This is a genomic window from Micromonospora sp. NPDC005806 (genome assembly GCF_042871425.1).
Classification (GTDB): Bacteria; Actinomycetota; Actinomycetes; order Mycobacteriales; family Micromonosporaceae; genus Micromonospora.
On the sequence record NZ_JBIAIL010000012.1, the window covers coordinates 129,856 to 155,523 of the forward strand.

At 73.5% G+C, this 25,668-nt stretch carries 22 protein-coding genes; 7 read left to right on the forward strand and 15 right to left on the reverse strand.

The window, feature by feature from the left end:
* Positions 1-10 precede the first annotated feature (10 nt).
* Together ACFYOS_RS15555 and ACFYOS_RS15560 are read right to left on the reverse strand one after the other, a co-directional pair.
* On the reverse strand, positions 11-1,831 hold the full coding sequence (locus ACFYOS_RS15555) for a hypothetical protein (RefSeq protein ID WP_387140939.1): 1,821 nt from the start codon (positions 1,829-1,831) through the stop codon (positions 11-13).
* Positions 1,789-3,693, reverse strand: coding sequence for a hypothetical protein (locus tag ACFYOS_RS15560; protein ID WP_387140942.1), 1,905 nt, complete (start codon positions 3,691-3,693; stop codon positions 1,789-1,791). The genes ACFYOS_RS15555 and ACFYOS_RS15560 overlap by 43 nt, the downstream gene beginning before the upstream one ends.
* 160 nt (positions 3,694-3,853) lie before the next feature.
* On the opposite strand from ACFYOS_RS15560, the gene ACFYOS_RS15565 reads away from it, so the two are divergent.
* Complete coding sequence (locus ACFYOS_RS15565; RefSeq protein WP_387140945.1) at positions 3,854-5,047, forward strand: hypothetical protein; 1,194 nt, start codon at positions 3,854-3,856, stop codon at positions 5,045-5,047.
* A 7-nt stretch (positions 5,048-5,054) separates the two neighbouring features.
* Here ACFYOS_RS15565 and ACFYOS_RS15570 read toward each other — a convergent pair whose 3' ends face one another.
* From ACFYOS_RS15570 to ACFYOS_RS15590, 5 genes are all read right to left on the reverse strand, one after another.
* Positions 5,055-6,881, reverse strand: a complete 1,827-nt coding sequence (locus tag ACFYOS_RS15570; protein ID WP_387140948.1) for a glycoside hydrolase family 15 protein — start codon at positions 6,879-6,881, stop codon at positions 5,055-5,057.
* A 120-nt stretch (positions 6,882-7,001) separates the two neighbouring features.
* Complete coding sequence (dxs, locus tag ACFYOS_RS15575; protein ID WP_387140951.1) at positions 7,002-8,948, reverse strand: 1-deoxy-D-xylulose-5-phosphate synthase; 1,947 nt, start codon at positions 8,946-8,948, stop codon at positions 7,002-7,004.
* A 70-nt stretch (positions 8,949-9,018) separates the two neighbouring features.
* Positions 9,019-10,212: an anhydro-N-acetylmuramic acid kinase gene (locus tag ACFYOS_RS15580; RefSeq protein WP_387140954.1), complete on the reverse strand. Its 1,194-nt coding sequence runs from the start codon at positions 10,210-10,212 to the stop codon at positions 9,019-9,021.
* A 13-nt stretch (positions 10,213-10,225) separates the two neighbouring features.
* Positions 10,226-11,464 (reverse strand): class I SAM-dependent RNA methyltransferase, encoded by a 1,239-nt coding sequence (locus ACFYOS_RS15585; protein WP_387140957.1) that lies wholly within the window; start codon positions 11,462-11,464, stop codon positions 10,226-10,228.
* Positions 11,461-13,518: an APC family permease gene (locus ACFYOS_RS15590; RefSeq protein WP_387140960.1), complete on the reverse strand. Its 2,058-nt coding sequence runs from the start codon at positions 13,516-13,518 to the stop codon at positions 11,461-11,463. Before ACFYOS_RS15590 ends, ACFYOS_RS15585 begins: the two co-directional genes overlap by 4 nt.
* Positions 13,519-13,676: 158 nt before the next feature.
* On the opposite strand from ACFYOS_RS15590, the gene ACFYOS_RS15595 reads away from it, so the two are divergent.
* Together ACFYOS_RS15595 and ACFYOS_RS15600 are read left to right on the forward strand one after the other, a co-directional pair.
* A complete protein-coding gene (locus ACFYOS_RS15595; protein ID WP_387140963.1) occupies positions 13,677-14,342 on the forward strand; it encodes a potassium channel family protein in 666 nt (221 codons plus the stop codon).
* A gap of 3 nt (positions 14,343-14,345) precedes the next feature.
* Entirely contained in the window at positions 14,346-15,035 is a 690-nt protein-coding gene (locus ACFYOS_RS15600; RefSeq protein ID WP_387140966.1) for a potassium channel family protein, read from the forward strand.
* A gap of 43 nt (positions 15,036-15,078) precedes the next feature.
* Here ACFYOS_RS15600 and ACFYOS_RS15605 read toward each other — a convergent pair whose 3' ends face one another.
* The 4 genes from ACFYOS_RS15605 to dut all read right to left on the reverse strand — a co-directional run bounded on the left by ACFYOS_RS15605 (position 15,079) and on the right by dut (position 17,512).
* A complete protein-coding gene (locus ACFYOS_RS15605) occupies positions 15,079-15,759 on the reverse strand; it encodes a DUF3159 domain-containing protein (RefSeq protein WP_387140968.1) in 681 nt (226 codons plus the stop codon).
* Complete coding sequence (locus ACFYOS_RS15610) at positions 15,756-16,136, reverse strand: OB-fold nucleic acid binding domain-containing protein (RefSeq protein ID WP_387140971.1); 381 nt, start codon at positions 16,134-16,136, stop codon at positions 15,756-15,758. Before ACFYOS_RS15610 ends, ACFYOS_RS15605 begins: the two co-directional genes overlap by 4 nt.
* A 205-nt stretch (positions 16,137-16,341) precedes the next feature.
* Positions 16,342-16,989, reverse strand: a complete 648-nt coding sequence (locus ACFYOS_RS15615; protein ID WP_387140974.1) for a DUF3710 domain-containing protein — start codon at positions 16,987-16,989, stop codon at positions 16,342-16,344.
* A 25-nt stretch (positions 16,990-17,014) separates the two neighbouring features.
* The gene (gene dut / locus ACFYOS_RS15620) at positions 17,015-17,512 is read right to left on the reverse strand and encodes a dUTP diphosphatase (protein WP_387140977.1); all 498 of its coding nucleotides are present in this window, start codon (positions 17,510-17,512) and stop codon (positions 17,015-17,017) included.
* A gap of 92 nt (positions 17,513-17,604) precedes the next feature.
* Between dut and ACFYOS_RS15625 the strand changes: the two genes are divergently transcribed.
* Complete coding sequence (locus tag ACFYOS_RS15625) at positions 17,605-18,099, forward strand: DUF3093 domain-containing protein (RefSeq protein WP_387141092.1); 495 nt, start codon at positions 17,605-17,607, stop codon at positions 18,097-18,099.
* Positions 18,100-18,113: 14 nt separating this feature from the next.
* Here the strand turns inward: ACFYOS_RS15625 and ACFYOS_RS15630 are convergent, their stop codons facing one another.
* Together ACFYOS_RS15630 and ACFYOS_RS15635 are read right to left on the reverse strand one after the other, a co-directional pair.
* Positions 18,114-18,974 carry a hypothetical protein gene (locus tag ACFYOS_RS15630; protein WP_387140979.1) on the reverse strand — a complete coding sequence of 287 codons (861 nt, stop codon included), beginning with the start codon at positions 18,972-18,974 and terminating at the stop codon, positions 18,114-18,116.
* A 135-nt stretch (positions 18,975-19,109) separates the two neighbouring features.
* On the reverse strand, positions 19,110-19,406 hold the full coding sequence (locus ACFYOS_RS15635; RefSeq protein ID WP_046565779.1) for a DUF4193 domain-containing protein: 297 nt from the start codon (positions 19,404-19,406) through the stop codon (positions 19,110-19,112).
* A 423-nt stretch (positions 19,407-19,829) separates the two neighbouring features.
* On the opposite strand from ACFYOS_RS15635, the gene ACFYOS_RS15640 reads away from it, so the two are divergent.
* Positions 19,830-20,348, forward strand: a complete 519-nt coding sequence (locus ACFYOS_RS15640) for a LytR C-terminal domain-containing protein (protein WP_387141094.1) — start codon at positions 19,830-19,832, stop codon at positions 20,346-20,348.
* 127 nt (positions 20,349-20,475) lie between these two features.
* On the opposite strand, the gene ACFYOS_RS15645 is transcribed toward ACFYOS_RS15640, so the two are convergent.
* Positions 20,476-21,297 (reverse strand): inositol monophosphatase family protein, encoded by an 822-nt coding sequence (locus tag ACFYOS_RS15645; RefSeq protein WP_387140983.1) that lies wholly within the window; start codon positions 21,295-21,297, stop codon positions 20,476-20,478.
* A gap of 286 nt (positions 21,298-21,583) precedes the next feature.
* Between ACFYOS_RS15645 and ACFYOS_RS15650 the strand changes: the two genes are divergently transcribed.
* The gene (locus ACFYOS_RS15650) at positions 21,584-23,185 is read left to right on the forward strand and encodes an RNA polymerase sigma factor (RefSeq protein WP_387140986.1); all 1,602 of its coding nucleotides are present in this window, start codon (positions 21,584-21,586) and stop codon (positions 23,183-23,185) included.
* A gap of 241 nt (positions 23,186-23,426) precedes the next feature.
* Complete coding sequence (locus tag ACFYOS_RS15655) at positions 23,427-23,660, forward strand: hypothetical protein (protein ID WP_073835435.1); 234 nt, start codon at positions 23,427-23,429, stop codon at positions 23,658-23,660.
* Positions 23,661-23,747: 87 nt separating this feature from the next.
* Here ACFYOS_RS15655 and ACFYOS_RS15660 read toward each other — a convergent pair whose 3' ends face one another.
* On the reverse strand, positions 23,748-25,481 hold the full coding sequence (locus ACFYOS_RS15660) for a DEAD/DEAH box helicase (RefSeq protein WP_387140989.1): 1,734 nt from the start codon (positions 25,479-25,481) through the stop codon (positions 23,748-23,750).
* Positions 25,482-25,668 lie beyond the last annotated feature (187 nt).

Here is a 25,668-nt window from a genome sequence, read left to right on the forward strand (position 1 = left end):
GCGGGCGCCGTCAGCTGACCAGGCGGTGGACGTCCCAGACGTGCGCGCCGGCCACGTCCCGGCCGGGGCCGACCAGCGCGTCGATCGTGGCGCGGACCGGGTCGCCCGGGGACGAGGCGGCCTGCACCAGCACCGCCGCCCGCCAGTGCCGCAGGTCCTCGACCGCCTGCCGGCGTTCCGCCTCGCCGACCGGCGGCACCTGGCCGGTCTCGGCGGCTCGGCGCAGCAGCAGCGAGGTGGGGCGGTCCGGCGCGCCCCAGCGCGCGGTCGGGTCGTCCGCGGTCCGGGGGCCGATGAAGTAGCCGCCCGGGGCGTCGAAGGCCAGCCCGGTGCGCGCCGACCAGAAGGTGGCCGGGCTCACCCCCGCCCCGGTGATCGGGAGCACCGGCACCACGGTTCGCCCGGGCGGCACGTACGCCCGCCAGTCGCCGCCGGTGACGAAGGCCGGCACCGGCATCGCCGGCACGGTCCGGATCGGCGTCGGGACCAGCGGCAGCAGCGCGGCGGCGACCGCACCGACCCACGGCACCCAGGTCCGGGCGGACCGGAGGCGTACCCGGTCCAGGGCGAGGGCCAGCAGCACCCCGAGCACCGGCACGCAGACCAGCGCGAACCGGGCCGGCACCACCAGGTCGAGCAGCGGCACGCCGGCGAGCAGCCGGTACGGCCCGGGCAGCCCGGTGTCGTGCCGGTTCACCACGACGGTGGTGCCGAGGGAGAGCAGGGCGAACAGCAGCCCGCAGGCCGCCAGCGCCCGGACCAGCGGCCGCCGCCGGAGCCGGACCACCACCAGCACGGCGAGCAGCGGCAGGAACGGCCCGAAGAAGGAGTTCTGTTCGGTCGGGTTGGGCGACAGCAGCCCCGCGTGGTAGTCGTCCCCAGCGACGCTCTGCCGGGCGGCGGCGGTGAACGAGGCCACGTCGAGCCGGTAGCCCCGCGCGAAGAAGGGCATCCCGGTGTAGTGGCCCGGGCCGCGGAACTGGAACCACAGCGGATACGCCAGCAGCACCCCCGCGACCAGCGCGCCGATCCCGATCCGGCGCGCCACCACGGGCGCCAGCCGGCGGGCCGCCGACCGGTCGGCCAGCGCGTACGCCCCGGCGAACACCCCGGCGGCGAGGGCGAGGAAGACCAGCACCTCCTCGCCGAGGAAGACCTGGTACGCGATGGCCAGCCCGAGCAGCACCCCGTCCCGGCGGACCCGGTCGGCGTCGGGCCGGAACACCAGGGCGAGGATCACCGGGACGAGGAACTGGGCGGCCATGTGCAGGTGCGCCCCGGCCTGGGACACCATGCCGGGGGCGAAGCCGCAGAACAACCCGCCGACCGCCGCGGCGGCCCGGGACCGGACGAGGCGGCGGGCCAGCAGCGCGTACCAGGTGGTGGCGGTGCCGGCGAGGCAGCCGACCACGGCAACCAGGAAGGTCACCTGGGAGCCGCCGAGCAGGGTTACCGGGGTGAGCGGCACACCCAGCCCGAGCACCGAGGTGTTGGCCATCAGGTTGACCCCGTCCGGCGCGTTCAGGGCGGTGCCGTACAGCGGGTTCTCCCCGCCGGCCACCGCCCGGGCCGCACGCGCCAGCATCCACTCGAAGAGCATCTGGTCGCCGGCCTGGTGGAACAGCCGGTCGGGGCGACCCCACTGGCCGGCGGTGAGCAACACGGCCAGGCCGAGGTAGCCGGCCACCACGAGCGCGTCGACCGGGCGCGGCCACCGGCGTCGGGTCCGCCGGGCCGGGACGCCGTCGACCGCCGGGTCCGGTCCCCCGCCGGCCGGCACCGCCCCGGTCAGGCCGACCGGCTGGTCAGTGTCCGGACGTCCCACAACCACACATCCAGCTCCTGGCGGGCGGGGCCGACGAGCTGCTCGACGGTCCGCCGCAGCGGCTCGGCGTTCGGCTCGTCCAGCGGCAGCACGACGATGGCGGCCCGCCAGTGCCGCAGCTCGTCGAGGAAGCGGCGGCGCTGCCGGTCGTCCAGCTTCGGCGTACGCCCGGTGGCGGCGACCTCCTCCAGCAGGTCACCGATGCCGCTGGGCCGCCCGCCGAACCGGCCCGGGTCGCCGGTGACCCCGTTGCGCGGGGCGAGGAAGTAGCCGCCGGGAATCTTGAAGGCCAGGTCGGTGCTGGCCGCCCAGCGCATCGGGTCGGTGTTGCCCATGCTCGGCACGGGCACCGCCACCAGCGTCTGGTCCGGGCCGACGTACTGCCGCCACCGGTCGGCGGTGATGAACTTCGGCACCGGCGGCCGGCTGGTGACCTGCAACGGCATCGGCGCGATCGGCAGCAGCGCCAGCACCAGGCCGGCGACAGTCAGCGTGCGCACCGTCCGCCGGTCGGGAACCCGCAGCGACGCGGCCCGCTCGACGGCGAACGCCAGCAGCACCCCGACGACCACGGTGGTGATCAGGCCGAACCGGGTGGGCACCACGGCGTCGAGCAGCGGCAGCCGGACCAGCAGCTCCCACGGCCCGGTGAACAGGTCCCGGTCCCACCAGGACACCCGCTCGCCGAGGGAGAGCACCGCGAAGACCACCCCGGTCACCGCGAGCGCCCGGACCAGCACCTCCCGCCGCAGCCAGACCACGATGCCGACGGTCAGCAGGGACAGGCTCCAGCCGAAGAAGGCGTTCTCCTCCGAGTAGTTCGGGGCGAGGTTGACGTTGGCCCGCTCGTTGCCGCCGAGGGTCGGCGAGCCGGGGGCGAAGAACGAGGCGACGTCGTTGCCGTAGTCCCGGACCGTGTCGCTGAGCCCGTGATAGGCCATCGGCCCGACGAACTGGACGTACAGCGGGTAGGCCAGCAGCGCCCCGGCCAGCACCGCGCAGACCACCAGCCCGGTGCCGAGCGGACACCACGCGGCGGCCCAGAGCGCCCGTCGCTGGGTGACCACGGCGGCCAGGAACACGCCGCAGGCCAGGGCGGTGAAGAGCAGGATCTCCTCGTTGATGAACGCCTGCACGGTGACCAGCAGGGCGAGCAGCGCGCCGTCGCGGACCGGTCGGGTGGAGCGGGTCAGCACCAGCACCCGCCAGACGATGAACGGCAGGAGGAACTGCGAGATGATGTTGGGGTGCCAGTTGGCGTGCGCGAGCATTGCCGGCGAGAACCCGCAGAACCAGGCGCCGACGGCGGCGGCCAGCCGGGTCCGGACGACGTGCCGGGAGAGCACCCGGTACCAGGCGGCGGCCGTGCCGGCGAGGCCGAGGGTCACCAGCGTGACGAAGGACACCGCCGGTCCGAAGAGGAGGGTCACCGGCACCATCGGGATGCCGAGGGCCAGGATGGCGGTGTTCGCCATCAGGTTGACCCCGTCCGGATAGTTGAACTGGTCGGTGTAGAACGGGAACTCGCCGTGCAGCACCACGCGTACCGAGTGGGCGAGGAAGAACTGCACCTGGGCGGGGTCGCCGCTGTAGAGGGGGGCCACCCGGCCGGCGGGATCGGCCCAGATCCGGCAGGTCACCCAGAGCGCGGCGACCAGGAAGACGCCGTTCACGGCGAGGTCCTGCCGCCCGGGCGTCCAGCGCCACGGCCGCGGCTGGGCCGTCCAGCGCCAGCGACGGTGGGTGACCGACCGGTCATCGGCGGTCGCGGCGGAGGCGTCCAGCGGGTCGGCGAGAGTGACGGAGGCGGAGCCCGTCGGGGCGTCGGCGTCCGGCGGCGAATCGCCACGGGGCTCGGCAGGCGTCACAGTCGGCGGAGTCTACCGGAGCCGGAAAATGAGCACGAAGCGCGCACCGCTGTCCTCTGTGGCCGGAGCGATTGGGGTGAGGCGGGCGAGGTCGGGCGGTCGGACGTCTCGTACCATGTGGCTTCCGAACACGACCGGAGACGCGATCGGGGGCGTACAGGTGGCTTCAGTCCGCCGACGCGGCACGACGGCCACCGCACTGCTGGCCCTGCTGCTCGCCGTGACGGGCTGCGGGCCCGTCGCCGGGCGGCAGCCGGCGGACCTGCGGGTCGGCTACGACAGCCTGGACGGGCCGCTGACCGTCTGGCCGCCCCGCGGCAGCCTGGCCGAAGACGCCGCCACGACCGCCGCGATCACCAGGGCGGTCCGGGACTGGCGCTCCCCGGTCGACGACCGGGTGCACCTGCCGTCGTCCGGGATCCTCTTCTCCGGCGCGGTCGACGGGGCGCCCCTGGCCCTGGTCGCCGCCGACGTGCCCGGCGAGAGCGCCGCCTGGCTGCTGCAACTCGGCCGCGACGGCGACCGCTGGCGGGTCGACCACGCCACCGAGTACACCGACCCCGGCTACCTGGTCTATTCCGACGTGCTGCCGGTCCAGGTGAGCGACGGCCGCCGCTACCTCCTCTCGGCCCGGGTGCAGCGACTGCTCGGCCCGGACGGCCGCGAGCTGCCCAGCACGGACGGCCTCACCGGGCCGCTCGCCGTGCCGGCCTGCCGGGCGGTGGAGCTGACCGCGACGCTGCGCGCCACCCGGTCGCTGCCGCGCGGCCGGGCCGCGGACCGCGTCCTCGACCTGGGTACCGGCACCGCCGACCCTCGGTACCCCCTGGTCCGCGACGAGACGGGCTCGGGCAACCGGGCCCTGGCCGGCCTGGACACCTGCCTCCTCGCCGGGGAGGAGGGGCCATTCGGCAGCATCCCGCGCCGGATCGGCGACCGGGACGCGCCCCGCTCGGCGCCCGAGTCCTGGCCGATGGCGAAGATCGCCGTACGGTCGCTGGGCGAGGTGGCGCTGGGCGGCGCCGAGCCGGGTGACCTGGAGCAGCTGACCTGGGAGAGCGCCACCGACACCATGACCGCGGTGGTCTACCGCCCGGCCGACGGCGGGACCCCGGTGCTCTCCCCCGCCGACCGGTCCACCACCCTCCAGGCGTACCACCTGCCGGTGCCGGGCCAGCCCGTGGCGGTGCTGAGCTGGCGCACCAACCGGGACGCCTCGTTCGCCGCGCCCCCGGGAACGTCCCGGCTGGTGGACCGGCCGGGCCTGGTGGTGGTGCCGCAGCCGGACAGCAAGGAGACGTTCAGCCTGGCGGGTACGGAGAAGACCTGGTACCGGTCCGTCGGCGCTCGCTGATCGGCGGTCAGGCCTGCTGGTGAGCGGGGATGAGTCGCTCTGGTGCCGGCGGAAGGTGGTGGCGCCCGGCGTCCAGGTCGGTGAGGTCCCCGGCGGCGTTGATGAGGCCGATGTGCGAGAACGCCTGCGGAAAGTTGCCCAGGGCTTCGCCGCTGTCCGGGTCAATCTGCTCGGCGAACAGGCCGAGGTCGTTGACCCGGTCGGCGAGCCGCTCGAAAAGCTGCCCGGCCCGGTCGCGCTCGCCGGCGAGCGCCAAGCAGCTGACCAGCCAGAAGGAGCAGATCACGAAGCCGGCGGGGTCGCCCTCCCAGCGGCGCAGCAGGCCGTCGTGGGACAACCTCTCCTCGATCATCCGGATGGTGGAACGCATTCTCGGGTCGTCGGCGGGAAGGAAGCCGACCAATGGCATCAGCAGCACCGACGCATCGAGCTCATCGGTGTCGAACGCCGCGGTGAAGGCCATCAGCCGGTCGCTCCAGCCCCGGGTCAGCACGGCTCGTCGCACCTCGTCCCGTGCCGCTGCCCACCTGGCGACGTCCGCCTCGGAGCCAAGCTGGGACCCGAAGCGGACGGCTCGGTCCAACGCCGTCCAGCATTGCACCTTCGATGACACGTAGTGGCGTTCGGCGTCGCGTGCCTCCCACATCCCGGCGTCCGGCAGGTGCCAGTCCCGCGCGGCCCGCTCGGTCATCCCGCGCAGCAGTTGGCCGATGTCCGGCGGCATCGGGTCGAGGTGCTCCCGCATCAGCCAGGCGGCGGCGAGCGGCTCACCGTGCACGTCGTTCTGCCGCTGTCGCCAGGCGTCGTTGCCCACCAGTACCGGACGGCTGCCGGCGAAGCCGGCCAGGTGCTCGAGGTGGTGTTCGGTGAGGTCCCGTTCCCCCTCCACCCCGTACATGATCGGCACTATGCCCTCGTTCATGCCCATCGAGCGGGTCAACCACCCGACGTGCAGGTTGAGCTCGTCGGTGCAGGTCACGCGCCAGAGCGCCTCCAGGGTGAAGCTGAAGTCGCGTACCCAGGCGTAGCGGTAGTCGTAGTTGCGTTCGCCGCCCAACGCCTCGGGCAGGGACATCGTCGGGGCGGCCACCACCGCACCACTGGGCCGGTAGGTCATGCCCTGCACCACCAGCGCGCTGCGTCGCACCTGCTCCCGGTAGAGGCCACGGTAGTCGTGCTGGACCATCCAGGAGCGCCAGCCCACGACGGCGTTGTCGATCACCTGTTCGGCGTCGAGCACCGCCGGCGGGCCGGCATCGTAAGCCGGCGCGTACCCCAGGGTGAAGTGCCGCGTCTCGCCGGCCCGTACCGTGAACGACCCGAACGCCTCCCCGACCTCGCACTCCAGTGGGATGGTCGCGCGCAGGTCCAGCCGGGCCGACGCGGCAGTGGCGACCAACGCATCGTCCTGCCGCACCAACTGGGGGACCATCCGGCCGTACTCGAACCGGGGCCGGTAGTGCAACCGCAGCGCGACCTCGCCGGAGAGTCCCCGCACCACCCGGGCCAGCACCCTCGGCGAGTGCAGACCGACCTCATGGCCCCGCGCCCCCGGTTCCAGGGCCAGCGCGTCGGTCACCGCCACGCTGCCGGTCGCGGTGGTGAAGACGGTACGAAGCACGAGCGTATCGGTCAGATAGGCACGTTCCGTGCTGAACCTGCCCTCGGGGCGGATCACCCAGTGCCCGGCGTCACCGTCGAGCAGGCTGGCGAACACCGACGGAGCGTCGAACCGCGCAGGACACCACCAGTTCACCGACCCGGCGCGGTCCACCAGCACCGCGCTGCGACCATCGGCCAGGAAGCCGTGCTCCGCGATCCGTCCGCCCTCCATGGCACGGACTACCCGAGCGGAGCGGAGTGACACCGCCACGTCACGCCAGCGGGGACCTCTCCCCTTGATGCAGAACGGGCGGCCCTGCGCTGAGCAGGACCGCCGGTTCGGCGTGGGACGTCAGTTCTTCGCGGTGGCCGCGTCGGCGGCGGGGTCGACGGGCTGGGCGTCCAGGCCGGAGATCCAGCCGGTGACGTCGCGGGCCACGTCCTGCGCGGTCAGACCCAGGTCGGCCAGGATCTGCGCGCGGGTGCCGTGCGGGTGCCAGTCGGCCGGCACGCCCAGGTCCTTCAGCGGAACCCGGACGTCGGCGTCCCGCATGGCCTGGGCCAGCGCGTCGCCGACGCCGCCGACCCGGACACCGTCCTCGACGGTGACCACGAGCCGGTGCGCGGCGGCCAGCTCGACCAGCTCGGCCGGGGCCGGGCGGACCCAGCGCGGGTCGACCACGGTGACGCCGTAGCCGTGCTCGGCGACCCGGGCGGCGACCTCCATGCCGAGGCCGGCGAAGGAGCCGACCGCGACCAGCAGCACGTCGGTACGCGCCGACTCGGCCAGCACGTCGACCGTGCCGACCCGGCGGATGGCCGGCAGGTCGGCGGCGACGGTGCCGGTCGGGAAGCGGAGGATGGTCGGGCCGTCGTCCACGGCGACCGCCTCGCGCAGCTCCTCGCGGAGGCTGGCCGAGTCGCGGGGCGCGGCGATCCGCAGGCCGGGCACCACGCCGAAGACGGACATGTCCCAGATCCCGTAGTGGCTGGGCCCGTCCGGGCCGGTGATGCCGGCCCGGTCGAGGACGAAGGTGACCGGCAGCTTGTGCATCGCCACGTCCAACAGGACCTGGTCGAACGCCCGGTTGAGGAAGGTCGCGTATACGGCGACGACGGGGTGCAGGCCGCCCATCGCCAGGCCCGCCGCCGAGGTGGCGGCATGCTGCTCGGCGATGCCCACGTCATACACCCGCTGCGGGTACTTGCGGGCCAGGGTGGCGATGCCGGTCGGCTCGGCCATGGCGGCGGTGATGCCCACCACGTCGGGGCGCTCGTCGGCAACGGCGACCAGCTCGTCGGCGAAGACGTGGGTCCACTTGACCGACGGCGCGGCGACCAGCTGACCCGTCTCGACGTCGAAGGCGCCGCCGGGGCCGTGCAGGCAGTCCGCCTCGTCCTCCTCGGCGGGGCGGTAGCCGTAGCCCTTGCGGGTGACCGCGTGCACGATCACCGGTCCGCCGAAGTTCTTCGCGGCGCGCAGCGCCGACTCGACCGCGGTCACGTCGTGCCCGTCGACCGGGCCGACGTACTTGATGCCGAGGTCCTCGAACATGGCCTGCGGGGCGACCGCGTCCTTGATGCCCTTCTTGACCGCGTGCAGCACCTCGTACATCGGCTTACCGACGAACGGGGTGTTGCCGAGCGCGTCCTTGACGGTGTCGAGCACCCTCTCGTAGCCCGGGTTGAGCCGCAGCGACGACAGGTGGTCGGCGAGGCCGCCGATGGTCGGCGAGTAGGACCGGCCGTTGTCGTTGACCACGATGACCAGCGGGTTGCCGGCGGTGGCGATGTTGTTCAGCGCCTCCCAGCACATGCCGCCGGTCAGCGCGCCGTCGCCGACCACCGCGACCACACTGCGCTTCTCGCCGCGCAGCGCGTACGCCTTGGCCAGCCCGTCCGCGTACGACAGGGCGGTGGAGGCGTGCGAGTTCTCGATCAGGTCGTGCTCGCTCTCCGCCTGGCTGGGGTAGCCGGAGAGGCCACCGCGCTGGCGGAGCTTGTCGAAGCCCTCCTGCCGGCCGGTGATGATCTTGTGTACGTAGGCCTGGTGGCCGGTGTCGAACAGGAGCCGGTCCCGCGGCGAGTCGAAGACCCGGTGCATCGCGAGGGTCAGCTCCACCACACCAAGGTTGGGGCCGATGTGCCCACCGGTGCGGGAGACCTTGGCGATCAGGAAGTCACGGATCTCGGCGGCGAGGATGTCCAGCTGCTCGGCGGTCATCCGCTTCACGTCCTGCGGACCGCGGACGGTGCCCAGCAGCCGGCCGTGGTTGGCCGTGCCCTCTTCAACACTCATGACGCAAGAGTCTATCGGCCGCCCGACAGCCCGCAGCCCGGCCGTGGATCTTCCCAGGTCGGAGCCGAGATCAGGCCTCGATCACCAGCCGGCGCGGCGGGGCCGGCGGGGCCGCCGCCCGGGCCGGGCCGGCCGGGGTCCAGGAGCCCAGCACGGCGGCCCGGGTGGCGCCGGTCACCGACGGGATCGCCCCGGGCAGCCCGTGCCAGGAGAGCCAGCCGAGCAGGGCGAACGCGTACGCCTCCTTGGCCTGCGCCGGCACCCCCAGCTCGTCGGTGGTGCGCAGCCGCCAGCGGTCGGCGGCGAGTTCGACCAGCCGGGCCATCAGGGTGGGATTGCGCACCCCGCCGCCGGCGGCGACCACCTCGGTCACCCCGTGCCGGGCGCACTCGGCGGCCACCGTCGCGGCGGTCAGCACGGTCAGCGTGGCCAGCACGTCGTCGGCGGCCACCGGCTCGCCCAGGGCGGCCAGCTTCGCGTCCAGGTAGCCGGCGTGGAACAGCTCCTTGCCGGTGGACTTGGGCGCCGGCGCGGCGTAGTACGGCTCGGCGAGCAGCAGGTCCAGCAGGCCCTCGTGCACCCGGCCCGCCGCCGCGCGGGCCCCGTCCAGGTCGCAGGGGCGGCCGAGGAACCGCCGGGCGGCGGCGTCCAGCAGGGCGTTGGCCGGACCCACGTCGTACCCGAGCACGGGCGCGCCGGGGGCGACCACGGTGAGGTTGGCGATCCCGCCCAAATTGAGTGCGGCGCGCGGCGCACTGCCGCCCGAACCCCGCGCTGCGCGCGAGGCGGTGGCCGGGTCGAGCAGCAACGCGTCGAACACCGGGACCAGCGGCGCGCCCTGTCCGCCGGCCGCGACGTCCGCCGACCGCAGGTCGTGCAGCACCGGTACGCCCACCCGCGCGGCCACCCGGGCCGGCGCGCCGAGCTGGAGGGTGCCCCGGGCCCGGCCCGCCTCGACCCAGTGGAAGACCGTCTGCCCGGGCGAGACCACCGCGTCGACCGCGCCGCCGGCCAGCTCGACGCCGGCCGCCGCCGCCTCGGCGAAGACCTCGCCGAGCCGGTTGTCCAGCCGGCAGACCGCCTCGATGGTGGTGGCCGCCGGGGGCAGCAGCTTGCCGATCTCGGCGCGCAACCCGTCGTCGTAGTCCAGGCTGCGGTGCCCGAGCGGGCGCAGCCGCAGCGTCTCCCCGGCCCGGGTGAACTCGGCCGCCACCACGTCCACCCCGTCGTACGACGTGCCCGACATCAGCCCGACGATCTTCATCGGGCCAGGTTAGTCAGGCGCCGGGCGGGAGGAACAGCCCGACCAGCTCGACGTGCTGGGTCATCGGGAACAGGTCGAAGCCGCGCAGCGCGGCCAGGCGCCAGCCGAGTCCGGTGAAGGTGCGCACGTCCCGGGCGAAGGCGGCCGGGTCGCAGGCCACGTACGCCACCGCGCGCGGGCCGGCGGCGACGATGTCCCGCACCACCGGCGCGCCCGCACCCGAGCGGGGCGGGTCGAGCACCACCAGGTCGACCGGGCCGGTGACCCGGCGGCGGGCCAACGCGGTCTCCACCCGGGCCGCGACCACCTCCACCCCGGGCAGGTCGGCCAGGTTCGCCCGGGCCGCGGCCACGCCCTGCTCGGCCGACTCGACCAGGGTGACCCGGGCGTCGCCGACCCGACCGGCGAGCGCGGCGGCGAACAGGCCGGCGCCGCCGTACAGGTCCCAGGCGGTCTCGCCGGAGCGCGGCTCGAGCAGGTCGAGGACCGCGCCGACCAGGGTGTCCGCCGCGGCGGGGTGCACCTGCCAGAAGCCGGACGCGGGCAGCCTCCAGTCCCGGCCGGCGGCCACCTCGCGGACCTGCTCCGGCCCGCTCACCGGGGTGGGCACCCCCGCGGCGTACGCGACGACGCTGACGTCCCCGCAGGTGGAGGCGACCGTCTCGACGGCGTCCGCGTCCGGCCAGCGGGCCCCGTCGGGGGCGAGCACCGGCAGCTCCTGGATGGCCGGGTGGGCGATCAGGCAGCGGTCGACCGGCACCACCTCGTGCGAGCGGTGCTTGAGCAGCCCGGCCCGGCCGGCGCCGTCGACCGCGTAGCGGACCCGGGAACGCCAGCCCAGCGACCCGCCGGGCAGCGCCTCGACGCGGACGCCGAGCGCGTCGACCTCGGCGTCGGTGAGGCCACCCAGCCGGGTGAGCTGCTCACCGACCACGGCGGTCTTCCAGTCGAGCTGCGCCTCGGGGGCGACGTGCTGGAGGTCGCAGCCGCCGCAGCGGCCCGGCCGGGCGTACGGGCAGGGCGGCTCGACCCGGTCCGGGGAGGCGGTCAGGATCTCCACCGCGTCGGCCCGGGCGAAGCCCCGGTGCAGCTCGGTCACCTCGGCGACCACCCGCTCGCCGGGCAGCGCGTGCCGGACGAAGACCACCTGGCCGTCCACCCGGGCCACGCAGTGCCCGCCGGGGGCGACCGCGTCGACGGTCAGCTCGACCCGCTCGGCCTCCTCCAGCCCCGGTCGGGCGGTCGCGGTCACCGGCGGTCCCCGCTCTCCCCGGGCGGGGCGGAGACCACCGGCGGGACGGTCGGCGGCAGGGTGCTGCGCGGAGCCACCCGAGGCCCGCGTGCCGGCCCTCGGCTCAGGGTGGCGTCCAGCCGGTCCAGGTTCTTGTTGGCGGTCGAGGCGAGCTGCCACGGCACGCTGGTCACCATCACGCCCGGCTCGAAGAGCAGCCGCCCCTTGAGCCGCAGCGCGCTCTGGTTGTGCAGCAGGTTCTCCCACCAACGGCCCACCACGTACTCCGGGATGAAGACGGTGACCACGTCGCGGGGCGACTCCCGGCGGACCGAGGCGACGAAGTTGAGGATCGGCCGGGTGATCTCCCGGTACGGGGAGTCGATCACGGTCAGCGGCACCGGCAGCTCGCGCCGCTCCCAGTCGGCCTGGAGGTCCCGGGTGTCCTTCTCGTCGACGTTCACGGTGACCGCGGTCAGCGTGTCCGGCCGGGTGGCCCGGGCGTACGCGACGGCCCGCAGGGTCGGCTGGTGCAGCTTGCTGACCAGCACGATGGCGTGGTTGCGGGCGGGCAGCACGGCCCGCTGCTCGGTCGGCTCCAGCTCGGCGGAGACCCGGTCGTAGTGCCGGCGGATGGCCAGCATCAGCAGGTAGATCACCGCCATCGCGGCGATCGCGATCCAGGCGCCGAGCAGGAACTTGGTGATCAGCACGATGACCAGCACCACGCCGGTCATGGCCATGCCGAAGGTGTTGATCGCCCGGGAGCGGATCATCCGGCGCCGCGCCTCCGGGTCCCGCTCGGTACGCAGGTGTCGGTTCCAGTGCCGGATCATGCCGGCCTGGGAGAGGGTGAACGAGACGAACACCCCGACGATGTAGAGCTGGATGAGTCGGGTCACCTCGGCCTGGAAGCCGACGATCAGCACCACGGCGGCGACGGCGAGGAAGACGATGCCGTTGGAGAAGGCCAGCCGGTCGCCCCGGGTGTGCAGCTGGCGGGGCAGGTAGCGGTCCTGGGCGAGGATCGAGCCGAGCACCGGGAAGCCGTTGAAGGCGGTGTTCGCGGCCAGGAACAGGATCAGCGCGGTCATCGCGGCCACCACGTAGAGCAGCACCGAGCCGTTGCCGAAGACCGTCTCGCCGAGCTGGGCGGTGACGGTCTTCTGCACGTACCCGTCCGGCCCGGAGACGATCTGCGACGGGTCCTCCACGAACTGGAGCCCGGTCAGCCGGGACAGCCAGATGATGCCGACCAGCATGGTCACCGCGATGGTGCCGAGCAGCAGCAGGGTGGTCGCCGCGTTCTTCGACTTCGGCGTCTTGAACGCGGGCACGCCGTTCGAGATCGCCTCCACGCCGGTGAGCGCGGCGCAGCCGGAAGAGAAGGTGCGCAGCAGTAGGAAGATCAGGGCGAAGCCGGTGACGCTGTGCTCGGCGTGGATCTCCAGCCCGGCGCTCGGTGCCCGCAGGTCGTCGCCGAGCACGAAGATCCGGAACAGCCCGGTCAGCAGCATGCCGCCGATCACGATCACGAAGCCGTACGTGGGGATGGCGAACGCGGTGCCGGACTCCCGCAGGCCGCGCAGGTTCATCGCGGTGAGCAGCACCACGGCGCTGACCGCGATCAACACCTTGTGGGTGGCCACGAAGGGCACCACCGAGCCGAGGTTCGCCACGCCCGAGGAGACCGAGACCGCGACCGTGAGCACGTAGTCGACCAGCAGCGCGCTGGCCACCGCGAGCCCGGCGCGCGGCCCGAGGTTGACCGTCGCCACCTCGTAGTCGCCGCCGCCCGAGGGGTAGGCGTGCACGTTCTGCCGGTAGCTCGCCACCACGGTGAGCATCACCACGACGACCGCGAGCGCGATCCACGGCGAGAAGAAGAAAGCCGACGCGCCCGCGATGGAGAGCGTCAGCAGGATCTCGTCCGGGGCGTACGCAACGCTGGAGAGCGCGTCGGAGGCGAAGACCGGCAGCGCGATGCGCTTCGGCAGGAGGGTGTGCTGGAGGCGGTCGGACCGGAACGGTCGACCGAGGAGGAGTCGCTTCAGCAGCGAGGTGGGGTTGGCCACAACCGCCAAGAGTACGACGACCCCGCGCCACCCGGTGGGGGTGCCTGATCACCCTCGCGTCCGCGCGCGCGGTACGGTCGGTCCCCCGCCTGCGGCGGGGACGTGGCAGGCTCGCAGTCGACGGGCCAGCGGGCGGCACCGTGGGAGGAGCGGACACCGTGCATGTCGTGATCATGGGCTGCGGTCGGGTCGGGTCGACCCTGGCCCACAGCCTGGAGTCCCGGGGACACTCGGTGGCGGTGATCGACCAGGACGCGGACGCGTTCCGCCGTCTCGGGCCCGACTTCGCCGGCATCACCGTGACCGGCGCCGGCTTCGACGGCGAGGTGCTGCGCCAGGCCGGCATCGAGCGCGCCGACGCCTTCGCCGCGGTCTCCAGCGGCGACAACTCCAACATCATCTCGGCGCGGCTGGCGCGGGAGACCTTCGGCGTCTCCCGGGTGGCCGCCCGGATCTACGACCAGCGCCGGGCGCAGGTCTACGAGCGGCTGGGCATCCCCACCGTGGCCACCGTGCGGTGGACCGCCGACCGGATGCTGCGCCATCTGGTCCCCGAGGGCAACGTCGAGATCTTCCGGGACCCGACCAGCACCGTCTCGATCATCGAGGTGCCGGTGCACAAGGACTGGATCGGCCGGCCGCTGCGGCAGCTCGAAGAGTCCGCGGGCGCCCGGGTGGCGTACCTCATCCGCTTCGGGATCGGCACGCTGCCCACCGCCTCCACCGTGGTGCAGGAGGGCGACCAGGTCTTCATGCTGGTGACCGACGACATCATCGGGTCGGTCACCTCGGGGGCGGCGGCGCCGCCGGAAGGAGGGCACTGAGCCATGCGCATCGCCATCGCCGGCGCCGGCAACGTGGGCCGGTCGATCGCCCAGGAGCTGATCGACAACGGGCACCAGGTGATGCTGATCGAGCGGCAGCCGAAGATGCTCCGCCCCGACCGGGTGCCGGCCGCCGAGTGGGTGCTCGCCGACGCGTGCGAGCTGGCCAGCCTGGAGGAGGCCAACGTCGCCGGCTGCGAGGTGGTGGTGGCCGCCACCGGCGACGACAAGGTCAACCTGGTGGTGTCGCTGCTGGCCAAGACCGAGTTCGCGGTGCCCCGCGTGGTCGCCCGGGTCAACCGGGCCGAGAACGAGTGGCTCTTCACCGAGCAGTGGGGGGTCGACGTCGCGGTGAGCAAGCCGCGGGTGATGGCCGCCCTGGTCGAGGAGGCCGTCACGGTCGGCGACCTGGTCCGGCTGATGACCTTCCGGCAGGGCGAGGCGAACCTCGTCGAGATCACCCTGCCGCCCACCGCGCCGTACGTCGGCCAACCCATCCACGCGGTGCCCATCCCCCGGGACGCCGCCCTGGTGGCGATCCTGCGCGGTAAGCGGGTGCTGGTGCCCAGCCCGGACGACCCGATCGAGGCCGGCGACGAGCTGATCTTCGTGTGCACGGCCGCGGTGGAGAACGAAGTCCGGGCGGTCATCCTCGGGCCGGACAGCGTCGAGCGCACCCGCGACCGGGCGTGACCCCCCGTCGGTCCCGCCGGCCGGCGGGACCGGCCGGCGGGGCTCAGGCGCCCGGCAGCGGCGTCGGCGCGGTCTCCCGGGTCACCCGGCGCACGGCCCAGACGGTGATCAGCAGCAGCAGCGCGTACGGCGGGTAGCCCAGGGCGAGCCGGGCCACGCCCAGCGCGGTGTCCTGGTGCGCCAGATAGAGCCCGGCCTGCACGCCCACCTTGGCCAGCCAGACCACGCCCCAGAGCACGGTGAGCTGGGTGAAGGTGCGCACCAACCGGGGGTCGTCCCGCCACTCCGAGCGCCCCTTGGCCACCAGCACCGACCAGATCCAGCCGACCAGGGGCTGCCGGACGGCCGCCGAGACCAGCAGGGCCAGGCCGTAGCCGACGCCGTAGAGGATGCCGGGGAGGTAGAAGTCCCGCTCGTCGCCGGTCCGCCAGGCGATGGCGGCGCCGATGGCGATGCCGACCAGGCCGTTGACCGCGTGCCGCACCGGCCGGCGCTGGGCCAGCCGCAGCCCGGCGATCAGCAGCGCCACGGCCACCGAGGCGATCACCGCGGGGCGCAGCTCCCCCACCACGTTGGCGATCACGAAGACCACCACGGGGATGCTCGACTCGACCAGGCCCCGCCAGCCGCCGAGCTGGTCGGCCATCTGCTCGGCGAGGCTGGGCAGCCGCTCGTCCTCGGGCCCGAGTTCCGGGTCAGTGGTGCGGTGCGGTCCGGTCGTCACTTCGGCGACTCCAGCTCGTAGTACGGGTTGTAGATCACCTTGCGGTCGTCCCGTACGGCCACCCGACCGCGGGCGGTGAGGTGCCGGCCCGGCTCGATGCCGGCGATGTGCCGCCGACCCAGCCAGACCAGGGTGACCACGTCGTTGCCGTCGTACAGGTCCGCCTCGAGCGTGGGCAGGTTCGTCCGGGGCGTGTAGACCACCGTGCGGAGCCGCCCGGCGACCGAGACCACCTGGCCCCGGCTGCACTGGTGGGCCGGCATGCCGCCGGACTCGGCGCTCTCCCGGCGCAGCTCCTGCGCCTCGATCTCGGATTCGCTCGCGGTGAGCCGATGCAGGAGCCGCCGCAGCGACACCCGACTCTCGTCGGTCGTCATGACCTCCGCGTCACCCTCTCCACCCGGGCCGGTCCGCGCCGGCGCTGGCTCGGCCCGGCCGATGCCGGAACCGTCCCGCCAGCGTACGCCGATCCGGTCCGGCCGCGGAGCCGGCGTCGGCCGGGCGTACCCCCGCCCGGCGGACGCGCGACGGGCCCGGCACCGTCGACGGGAGCCGACGGGACCGGGCCCGGCGCGGTAGGTCTCAGGCCTCGCCCTGCTGCGCGGCGTGCTGCTCGGCCACCTCGCGGGGCAGCCGCAGCGGCAACGGCTCGCGGACCGGCTTGGCCTCGTGGCCCCGGTCGACCACCAGGCCGTCGAGGCAGAGCGCCAGCGGGCCGGCGGCGACCGGGGCGTTGGCCGCCTCGCCCTGGTAGACGGCCCGGACCATCCAGCGCGGCCCGTCGATGCCGACGAAGCGCAGGTCGGTCATGCCGTCCGGGGTACGCACCCGGGCGCGCAACTCGGTGCCGTACTCCCCCTCGACCTCCTCGGCGGCGGCGCCGTCGTTGAACAGCGACTGCCGGATCTCCTCGCGCACCTCGTCCCAGATGCCCTCGGAGCGGGGTGCGGCGAAGACGCCGAGCTGGAGGGCGTTCTGGCCGTTCACCAGCACCACCTGCTGGATCACGCCCTGCGGGTCGGCCTGCACCCGCACCTCCACGTCCGGCACCGCCGGGATCTGGAGGCTGCCCAGGTCCAGCCGCGGCGCGTCGGGCGCCTCGGAGATGTCGTACGGGCCCCGGGACGGCGCCTGCGCGGTCTCCTCGGCCTCGTCGAAGTCGAGGACCTCGGCGTTCCGCTCGTCACGCGCGTGCCGCGCGCCCTCGGCCCGCTTTCGGGAGAAGATCACTGCGCCCACCCTCCGCTGTTCGCACTCACCCTGCCACCTCTTCCGTCTGCCCGCCCGCCGGTGCCGGGACCAGCCCGGCGTGCCCGCCGGTGGACCCGTGCCCGCCGGTTCCGCGCCGGGACGAGGGCAGTTCCGCCACCGGCTGGAAGTCGGCCCGCGCGACCCGCTGGACGACGAGCTGCGCGATCCGGTCACCCCGGCTGATCTTCGCGGGTGTCTCCCGATCATGATTGATCAGGTTGACCAGGATCTCACCCCGGTAGCCGGCGTCGACCGTACCGGGCGCGTTGAGCACCGTCACGCCGAGCCTCGCCGCCAGCCCCGATCGGGGGTGCACCAGGCCGACGTACCCCTCCGGCAGCGCGATGGCCACGCCGGTCGGGACCAGGGCCCGGCCGCCGGGCGGCAGCTCGACGTCCGCGGCGGCCACCAGGTCCGCGCCGGCGTCGCCGGGATGGGTGTACGCCGGCAGCGGCAGCTCCGGATCGAGCTGCCGTACGGGCACGGGTACGACGTCTGTCACGGTCTACCTCTTCCGTCCGGTCCATGCGGGGGTGACCCTGCCATCCTGCCGGTTGGCCGGCCGGCCGTGCGCCGTACCCTCGGACTGTGAGCCTGTCGTCGTCCTCGTCCGCCCCGGCGTCCCCGGTGGCCGCCGCCCGGGAGTACTCGGAGCGGCTCACGCTGCCCTGGTGGGCCTGGCCGGCGGGCCTCGCCGTGGCCGGGCTGCTCGCCGCCGAGCTCTGGATGGGCGCGACGGGCGTACGCGCCTGGCTGCCGTTCGTGCTGCTGATTCCGGCGGCCGTGGCCGCGCTGGCGTGGCTGGGCCGGCTCCGGGTCGCGGTACGCGACGGCGAGCTGTGGGTGGACGACGCCCACCTCCCGGTGCGCCACGTCGCCGACGTGGTCCCGCTGGACGCCGCCGGCCGGCGCGAGGTGCTCGGCCTCGGGGCCGACCCGCTCGCCTTCGTGGTGCAGCGGCCGTGGATCGGCGGCGCGGTCCAGGTGGTGCTGGCCGACCCGGCCGACCCGACCCCGTTCTGGGTGGTGAGCACCCGGCGCCCGGTGGAGCTGGCCGCCGCGATCCTCGCCGCCCGCGACGCCGCCTGACCCGCCCTGGGCGGTCAGGGCAGGGCGGGGCGGCCGTCGGGAAGCTCCCTGCTCGGGCGGCGCAGGTCCTTGCGGAGCTGCTCGCCGAGGGTCCGGGTGGCCCGGCGGTTGAGGTAGCCGGCGACGGCGGCACCGGTGAGGAACGGCCCGAGCGTGGTCAGGTTGCGGCCGAACCGGCGCAGCAGGCTGTCCCGCAGCTCCCGGCGGGCGGCGGTGCTCAGCACCGCGCTCACCCCGACCCCCGGCATCATCGGGTTGATCCCTCGCTGGGTGGCCCAGGACTGCACCAGCGCGACCGCGCGCTGGGTCCCGGCGGTGGGCAGCGGAGCGCGATGGATCTCGTGCAGTTCGCCGATCAACTTCAGCTCGATGGCAACCACCGTGACCGTCTCGGCGGCCAGCAGCACGGGCGCGGAGAGCAGCGTCGGGGTGACCGTCCATTCGACCGCGGCGACCCCACCGCCGGCCGCGCCGACCCCGGCGGTGGCCCGGGCGGCGTTGCGGATCAGCCGCTCGGCCAGCTCGTCGTCGTCCAAGCCGGGGAAGTGCCGGCGGAGCGTGGCCAGGTCGCGGATCGGCACGTGCGGAGCGACCTCGGCGACGGTGTCCGACATCCAGCGGATGGCGGCCTTCGGCTTGAACAGGTCGCTGAGGCCGCGGGCGCGGGCCTGGCCGACCAGCCGGGTGAGCAGCTGGCGGCGCCGGGCGGGGGCGATGTCGTCGGCGGTGAGCGCGGCGACGGTCGCGCCGAGCTCGTCGGTCGCACCGCTCGGTGCGGCCGGCGTGGGCCGCTCGGCTCCGCCGCTACCGGTCGGTTGCTCGGCGCCGGTCCCGTCGGCGTCCGGTCCCCCGGTCCGCTCGATGCGCTCGCTCACCCGTCCGCCCTCCCGTGCTCCGCGCGGCGTGGCAGCCGCGGGTACGAGTCAAGCAGCTTCCGGCCACCGGCGCACGGCGGCTCGAACAGCGGCGGCCCCGTCGAGGAGGCCGCCGCCGGTGTACACGCGTCGGGATCAGACGCACTCGCGGCAGATCAGCTCGCCGTTGCGCTCGACCGCCAGCTGGCTGCGGTGGTGGACCAGGAAGCAGCGGCCGCATCGGAACTCGTCCTGCTGCATCGGTAGCACCTTGACCGTGAGCTCCTCGTCGGCCAGGTCGGCGCCGGGCAGCTCGAAGCTCTCCGCCACCTCGGCCTCGTCGACGTCCACAGCGCCCGACTGTGAGTCGACCCGCCGGGCCTTGAGCTCTTCCAGGCTGTCCTCGCCGAGGTCGACCTCGTCGCGACGCGGGGCGTCGTAGTCGGTGGCCATCGGTTTCACTCTCCCATATCGATATTGTCGCTTCCGGGTGTAACGCCGGAGGACGCTGTTTCGGTTCCACTGGCCGGCCACCAAATGTGTCGGTCACACGACCCGACGACCGGTGGGCCGAGTCCGCCAGGAGGAACTACCCCAGCGAGCGCGGAACCTTACCCCCCCTTTGGGCGAGGCATGTATACCGCCCTCGCGGCAGAGATGTACGCCCCTGCGCCCGAAGTTGTTCCCAATGTGACTCAGGCGACACGAAGATAGGGGTAGTAGTACCCGTTCCCCCGGTGGCGCGCCGGCATGTCGGACTGTTTCCACGCGACGGCCGGACAACCGTTAACCTCAGCGGCGTACTCGACGGCCGGCGGGCGACGGCCGCCGCCACCCAATCACTGTCCGGGGAGCGCCCAGATGAGTTTTGCGCGAGTGCGAGCACTCGTTGTCGTCGGTCTGCTGGCGGTTCTCGCCCTGGTCTTCGTCGTCGTCGCGATGGTCAAGGATTCCCAGAGCAACGCGGGCACCGCCGAGGGCTGCCCCAAGGGCTGGCCGCTGGCCGACGTGACCCTGCGCGAGCCGAAGGACGTCAAGATCAACGTCTACAACGGCACCGACGAGGTGGGCCTGGCCGGCAGCGTGGCGGACGACTTCCGCAACCGTAAGTTCCAGGTCAAGAAGGAGGGCAACGCCCCCAAGGCGGTGGACGACGTCGCGGTGCTGCGATTCGGCCCGAAGGGCGTCGGCTCCGCGCAGCTGCTGCGGGCCTATTTCCTCAACAGCGCCAAGCTGGAACCCGACCTGAAGCGCAAGGACGACACGGTCGACGTGATCCTCGGCAACAGCTTCCAGCAGTTGGCCACCACCACCGAGGTGAACCAGTCGCTGGGCGACCTCGGCTCGCCCGAGGCCCCGCCCGGCACCTGCCCGGCCCCGGTCGGGGAGAAGTAACCGTCGGCCATTCAGCCGACCCGTTGATCACACAAGATCCATCCGAATTCGCGGAAAGAGTGGCCTCCCCTGGCGGGACGGCCACTCTTTCCATGAAAAAGGAGTCTCCGGCGCGCCGGCCGGCCGGTCAGGGACCACCGGAGGCGTCGAGGGCGGCCAGCCGGGTGTGCAGCGGCTCGAACAGCGCCGGCGGCACGGCGATCACCAGGTCCGGGCCGGCCGGTCGGCCCGCAAGTCCGGTCACCAGCAGCCCCGCCTCGCGGGCGACCAGCCCGCCCGCGGCGAGGTCCCAGGCGGCCAGCCCCTTCTCGTAGTAGGCGTCCACCCGCCCCTCGGCGGCCAAGCAGAGGTCCAGCGCCGCAGCCCCCATCCGGCGGATGTCCCGGACGTGCGGGATCAGCTCGGCGACCACCCGCGCCTGGTGCGCCCGGCGGCCGGCGTCGTAGCCGAACCCGGTGGCGACCAGCGCCTGTCCCAGGTCGGTCTCGGTGGAGCAGCCCAGCCGCTCCCCCGCCCGCCAGGCACCGCCACCCGCCGTGGCCGTCCACTCCTCGCCGGTGGCGACGTTGCGCACCACCCCCGCCACCACCTCGCCGTCGACCTCGGCGGCGAGGGAGACCGCGCAGTACGGCAGCCCGTAGAGGTAGTTGACGGTGCCGTCGATCGGGTCGACGATCCAGCGCACTCCGCCCTCGGCCGCCGGGCCGGTGGCGCCGGCGCCGTACTCCTCGCCCAGCACCGCGTCGTCCGGCCGGAGCGTCCCAAGGGCGTCGAGCACCTGCCGCTCCACCGCGCGGTCGGCGGCGGTGACCACGTCGGTGACCGTGCTCTTGGTCGCGGCGACCGAGACCCCCTCGGCCCGCATCCGGTGCGCGGTGGCGGCCGCGTCCCGGGCCACCTCGACGGCGATCTCCAGCAATTCCCGCGGCGTGGGCGCCGAGCGGATCATGTTCGTCCCCTTCCCGCACGGCCGGGGCCACCCGCGTCGTGCGCGGGTATCATCCTTACAAAGTCCACATCTGCGCCGAATCGGCGGTCCACGCCGCCGGTACGCCGTGCGGCGCGGGATGATCGCCGCAGACGGCGTTACAATTCACCCTGCCCACGCGCCACGGACCGCCAGCGACCGGCCGGCCCGGGACACGGGGGTCCCTCAACGACATCGCCCGGCACGGCGTTTCCTGCTGCGCCGGACGACCCGGCCGTGCTCGCTCTTCGCCTCCGGAAGGTCATTCGTGACAGAACCCCGCCAGACCGGCGCCGACGTTCGCTCGCTCACCGACACCCTGATCGCCCATGCGCAGAGCGCCGGCGGCCAGCTCACGTCGGCCCAGCTCGCGCGCACCGTCGAGTCCGCTGAGGTGACCCCGGCCCAGGCCAAGAAGATCCTCCGTGCGCTCTCCGAGGCGGGGGTGACGGTGGTCGTCGACGGCTCGGCCAGCACCCGCCGCCGGGTGGCCGCCGCCCGGTCGGTCACGCCCGCTTCCCGGGCCACCACCGCCAAGACCACCAAGAAGGCCGCCGCGCCCGCCCCGAAGCAGGCGCCGGCTGCCGAGGAGGCCCCGGCCCCCGCCCCGCGGAAGGCGACCGCGCGCAAGGCCGCCGGCACCACCGCCGAGGTGGCCGCCAAGGCCGCCGCGCCGGCGAAGGCCACCAAGGCGACCCGGGCCACCAAGGCGACCGTGGCCGCGAAGACCGCCGCGGCGAAGGCCGCGCCGAAGGGCGAGGGCCCCGAGGGCGACATCGACCCGGAGGAGCTGGCCGCCGAGATCGAGGACGTGGTGGTCGAGGAGCCGGCCGAGCTGACCCAGGCCGCCGAGGCCGACGCGGCCAGCTCCGCGAGCGACAACGACTTCGAGTGGGACGACGAGGAGTCCGAGGCGCTCAAGCAGGCGCGTCGCGACGCCGAGCTGACCGCCTCCGCCGACTCCGTCCGGGCGTACCTGAAGCAGATCGGCAAGGTGCCGCTGCTCAACGCCGAGCAGGAGGTCGAGCTCGCCAAGCGGATCGAGGCCGGCCTCTACGCCGCCGAGCGGCTGCGCGCCGCCGAGGAGGGCGAGGAGAAGCTCACCCGGGACATGCAGCGCGACCTGCTCTGGATCTCCCGGGACGGCGAGCGGGCCAAGAACCACCTCCTGGAGGCGAACCTCCGGCTGGTCGTGTCGCTGGCCAAGCGCTACACCGGTCGCGGCATGGCCTTCCTCGACCTGATCCAGGAGGGCAACCTCGGCCTGATCCGCGCGGTCGAGAAGTTCGACTACACCAAGGGCTACAAGTTCTCCACCTACGCCACCTGGTGGATCCGCCAGGCCATCACCCGCGCCATGGCCGACCAGGCCCGCACCATCCGCATCCCGGTGCACATGGTCGAGGTGATCAACAAGCTCGGCCGGATCCAGCGCGAGCTGCTCCAGGACCTGGGCCGCGAGCCCACCCCGGAGGAGCTGGCCAAGGAGATGGACATCACGCCGGAGAAGGTGCTGGAGATCCAGCAGTACGCCCGGGAGCCCATCTCGCTCGACCAGACCATCGGCGACGAGGGCGACAGCCAGCTCGGTGACTTCATCGAGGACTCGGAGGCCGTGGTCGCGGTCGACGCGGTCTCGTTCTCGCTGCTGCAGGACCAGCTCCAGCAGGTCCTCCAGACGCTCTCCGAGCGCGAGGCGGGCGTGGTACGCCTGCGGTTCGGCCTCACCGACGGCCAGCCGCGCACCCTGGACGAAATCGGCCAGGTGTACGGCGTGACCCGCGAGCGCATCCGTCAGATCGAGTCCAAGACCATGTCCAAGTTGCGGCACCCGTCGCGTTCCCAGGTGCTCCGCGACTACCTGGACTGACCGCCCAGGACAACCAGACGTGTCGGTTTGATCACCAGTCGTAGAACACGCAAAGGTGATCGGCCGGTTGCCCGTTTGTGATCGTTGACGTGGCACCCTTGATGGAAGGCACACTGTCTTGCCGCCAGGTGTGACCTCCGTCCCGGCCGGGCACACAGGGAAGGCAAGGCCCGACAAGGGTGTTGCAGGATAGGTGAGCAACGAGAGAGTGTTCATCGGTGACGACCAGAGGAGGAAGGCGATGACCCCGACCCTCACGCCGCCGCCCGAGACGGTGAGCCCCCCGGCCGCCGATGAACGGTGCGACCGCTGCAATGCTGCCGGCAAGCTCCGGATCACTCTGGCGGGTGGGAGCGAGTTGGTGTTCTGTGGGCACCACGCGAACAAGTACGCGGAGGATCTCGTGAAGATCACCGTGCGGTACGCGACGGACCCGGAGTTCAGCTGGCGTGGCGCCGATCTGATGGCGAACTGAATCCGAACGATCCGCAACTCGACATAGCCGGCCGGAGGTCCCTCAAGGGGCCTCCGGCCGGCTTTTTGCGCACCCGCCCCAGACCGGTCAGAGGGTCTGGACGGTGGCGATGCGCTCTTCGAGCTGCTCGATGGTGGCCTGGGCGCTCGGCGGGCCGCCGCAGAGCCGGCGCAGCTCCGCGTGGATCTTGCCGTGCGGCTGGCCGGTGTGGTGGTGCCGGGCGGCCACCAGGGCGTTCAGCTGCCGGCGGAGCGCCACCCGACGCTGGGCGGCACTCATCGGGGGCGGGGCCGCCGCCGAGACCGCAGCGGCCGGCTCAGCGGGCTGCCGGGCAGCCTTGCGCCGCTGCGCGGCGAGCTGCTCGGCCTGCCGCTTGGTGAGCAGCATCGAGACCTGGTCGGCGGTGAGCAGTCCGGGGAGGCCCAGGTATTCCTCCTCCTCCGGGGTGCCCGCCTGGGCGGCGGTGCCGAAGGACGCCCCGTCGAAGATCACCTGGTCCAGCTCGGCGGTCGCGGAGAGCGCGGCGAACCGCTTCTCCAGCTCGCCGCTGGCCTGGTCGTCCCGCTGGGCACGCTCCAACAGGTCGTCGTCGAAGCCGTCCGACTCCTTGGCCTTGCCGAGCACGTGGTCCCGCTCGGCCTCCATCTCGCTGGCGAGCCCGAGCAGGTGCGGCACGCTGGGCAGGAAGACCGAGGCGGTCTCCCCGGACCGCCGGGCCCGGACGAACCGGCCGATCGCCTGCGCGAAGTAGAGCGGGGTGCTGGCGCTGGTCGCGTACACGCCGACGGCCAGGCGGGGGATGTCGACGCCCTCGGAAACCATCCGGACCGCGACCAGCCAGCGCTGCTCGGACGCCGCGAACGTCGCGATCCGCGCGGAGGCGCCCTGGTCGTCGGAGAGCACCACGGCGGCCTTCTCGCCGGTCACCTGCTCGATCAGCTTCGCGTACGAGCGGGCGGCCTGCTGGTCGCTGGCGATCACCAGGCCACCGGCGTCGGGCATGCCGGCGTTGCGTAGCACCGTCAGCCGGGCGTCCGCGGCCCGCAGCACCTGCGGCATCCAGTCGCCCGCCGGGTCCAGCGCGGTACGCCAGGCCTGGGCGACGAGGTCCTGGGTCATCGGCTCGCCCAGCCGCGCCGCCAGCTCCTCCCCCGCGTTGGTGCGCCACCGGGTCTCCCCCGAGTACGCCAGGAAGAGCACCGGCCGGACCACGCCGTCGCGCAGCGCGTCGGAGTAGCCGTAGACGGAGTCGGCGCGGGAACGCAGCAGCCCGTCCCCGCCCCGGTCGTAGTTGACGAACGGGATCGGGTTGTCGTCGGAGCGGAACGGCGTACCGGTGAGCATCAGCCGGCGTACCGCGGGCTCGAAGGCGGCCTTGACGCCGTCGCCCCAGGTACGCGAGTCGCCGGCATGGTGGATCTCGTCGAGGATGACCAGCGTCCGCCGGGTCATGGTGCGCCGCCGGTGCACCTGCGGTGCCATCCCGACCTGGGCGTACGTGACGACGGCGCCGTGGAAGTCGGCGGCGGAGTGCAGGTCGGCGTTGCGGAAGGCGGCGTCGAGCTGGATGCCGACCCGGGCTGCGGACTGCGCCCACTGGGTCTTCAGGTGCTCGGTCGGGGCGACCACGGTGACCGCCTCGACGGTGCCGTCGTGCAGCAGCTCGGCGGCGATCCGCAGGGCGAAGGTGGTCTTGCCGGCGCCGGGCGTGGCGACCGCCGTGAAATCCTCGGTACGGCGACGCAGATACTCCACCATCGCCTTGCGTTGCCAGGCACGCAGGGGTGGGAACGTCTCGAGCGCCGGCAACCGCGGTGCCACGCGTAGCTCCTCTCCGACCGCACGACGGCGGGCCCCGGCCGAGGGCCACGGGGTTTCGCCGCCCATGAAAAGGCCCTCGCGCATCCGGTGCCGCGAAGGCCGACTCAGCATAACCAGCGGGGGCAGTTCTCCCCACTCGACGCCACGCTGGTCACATCCGGGCGCACCGCCGGCGCACGGCGCGCAG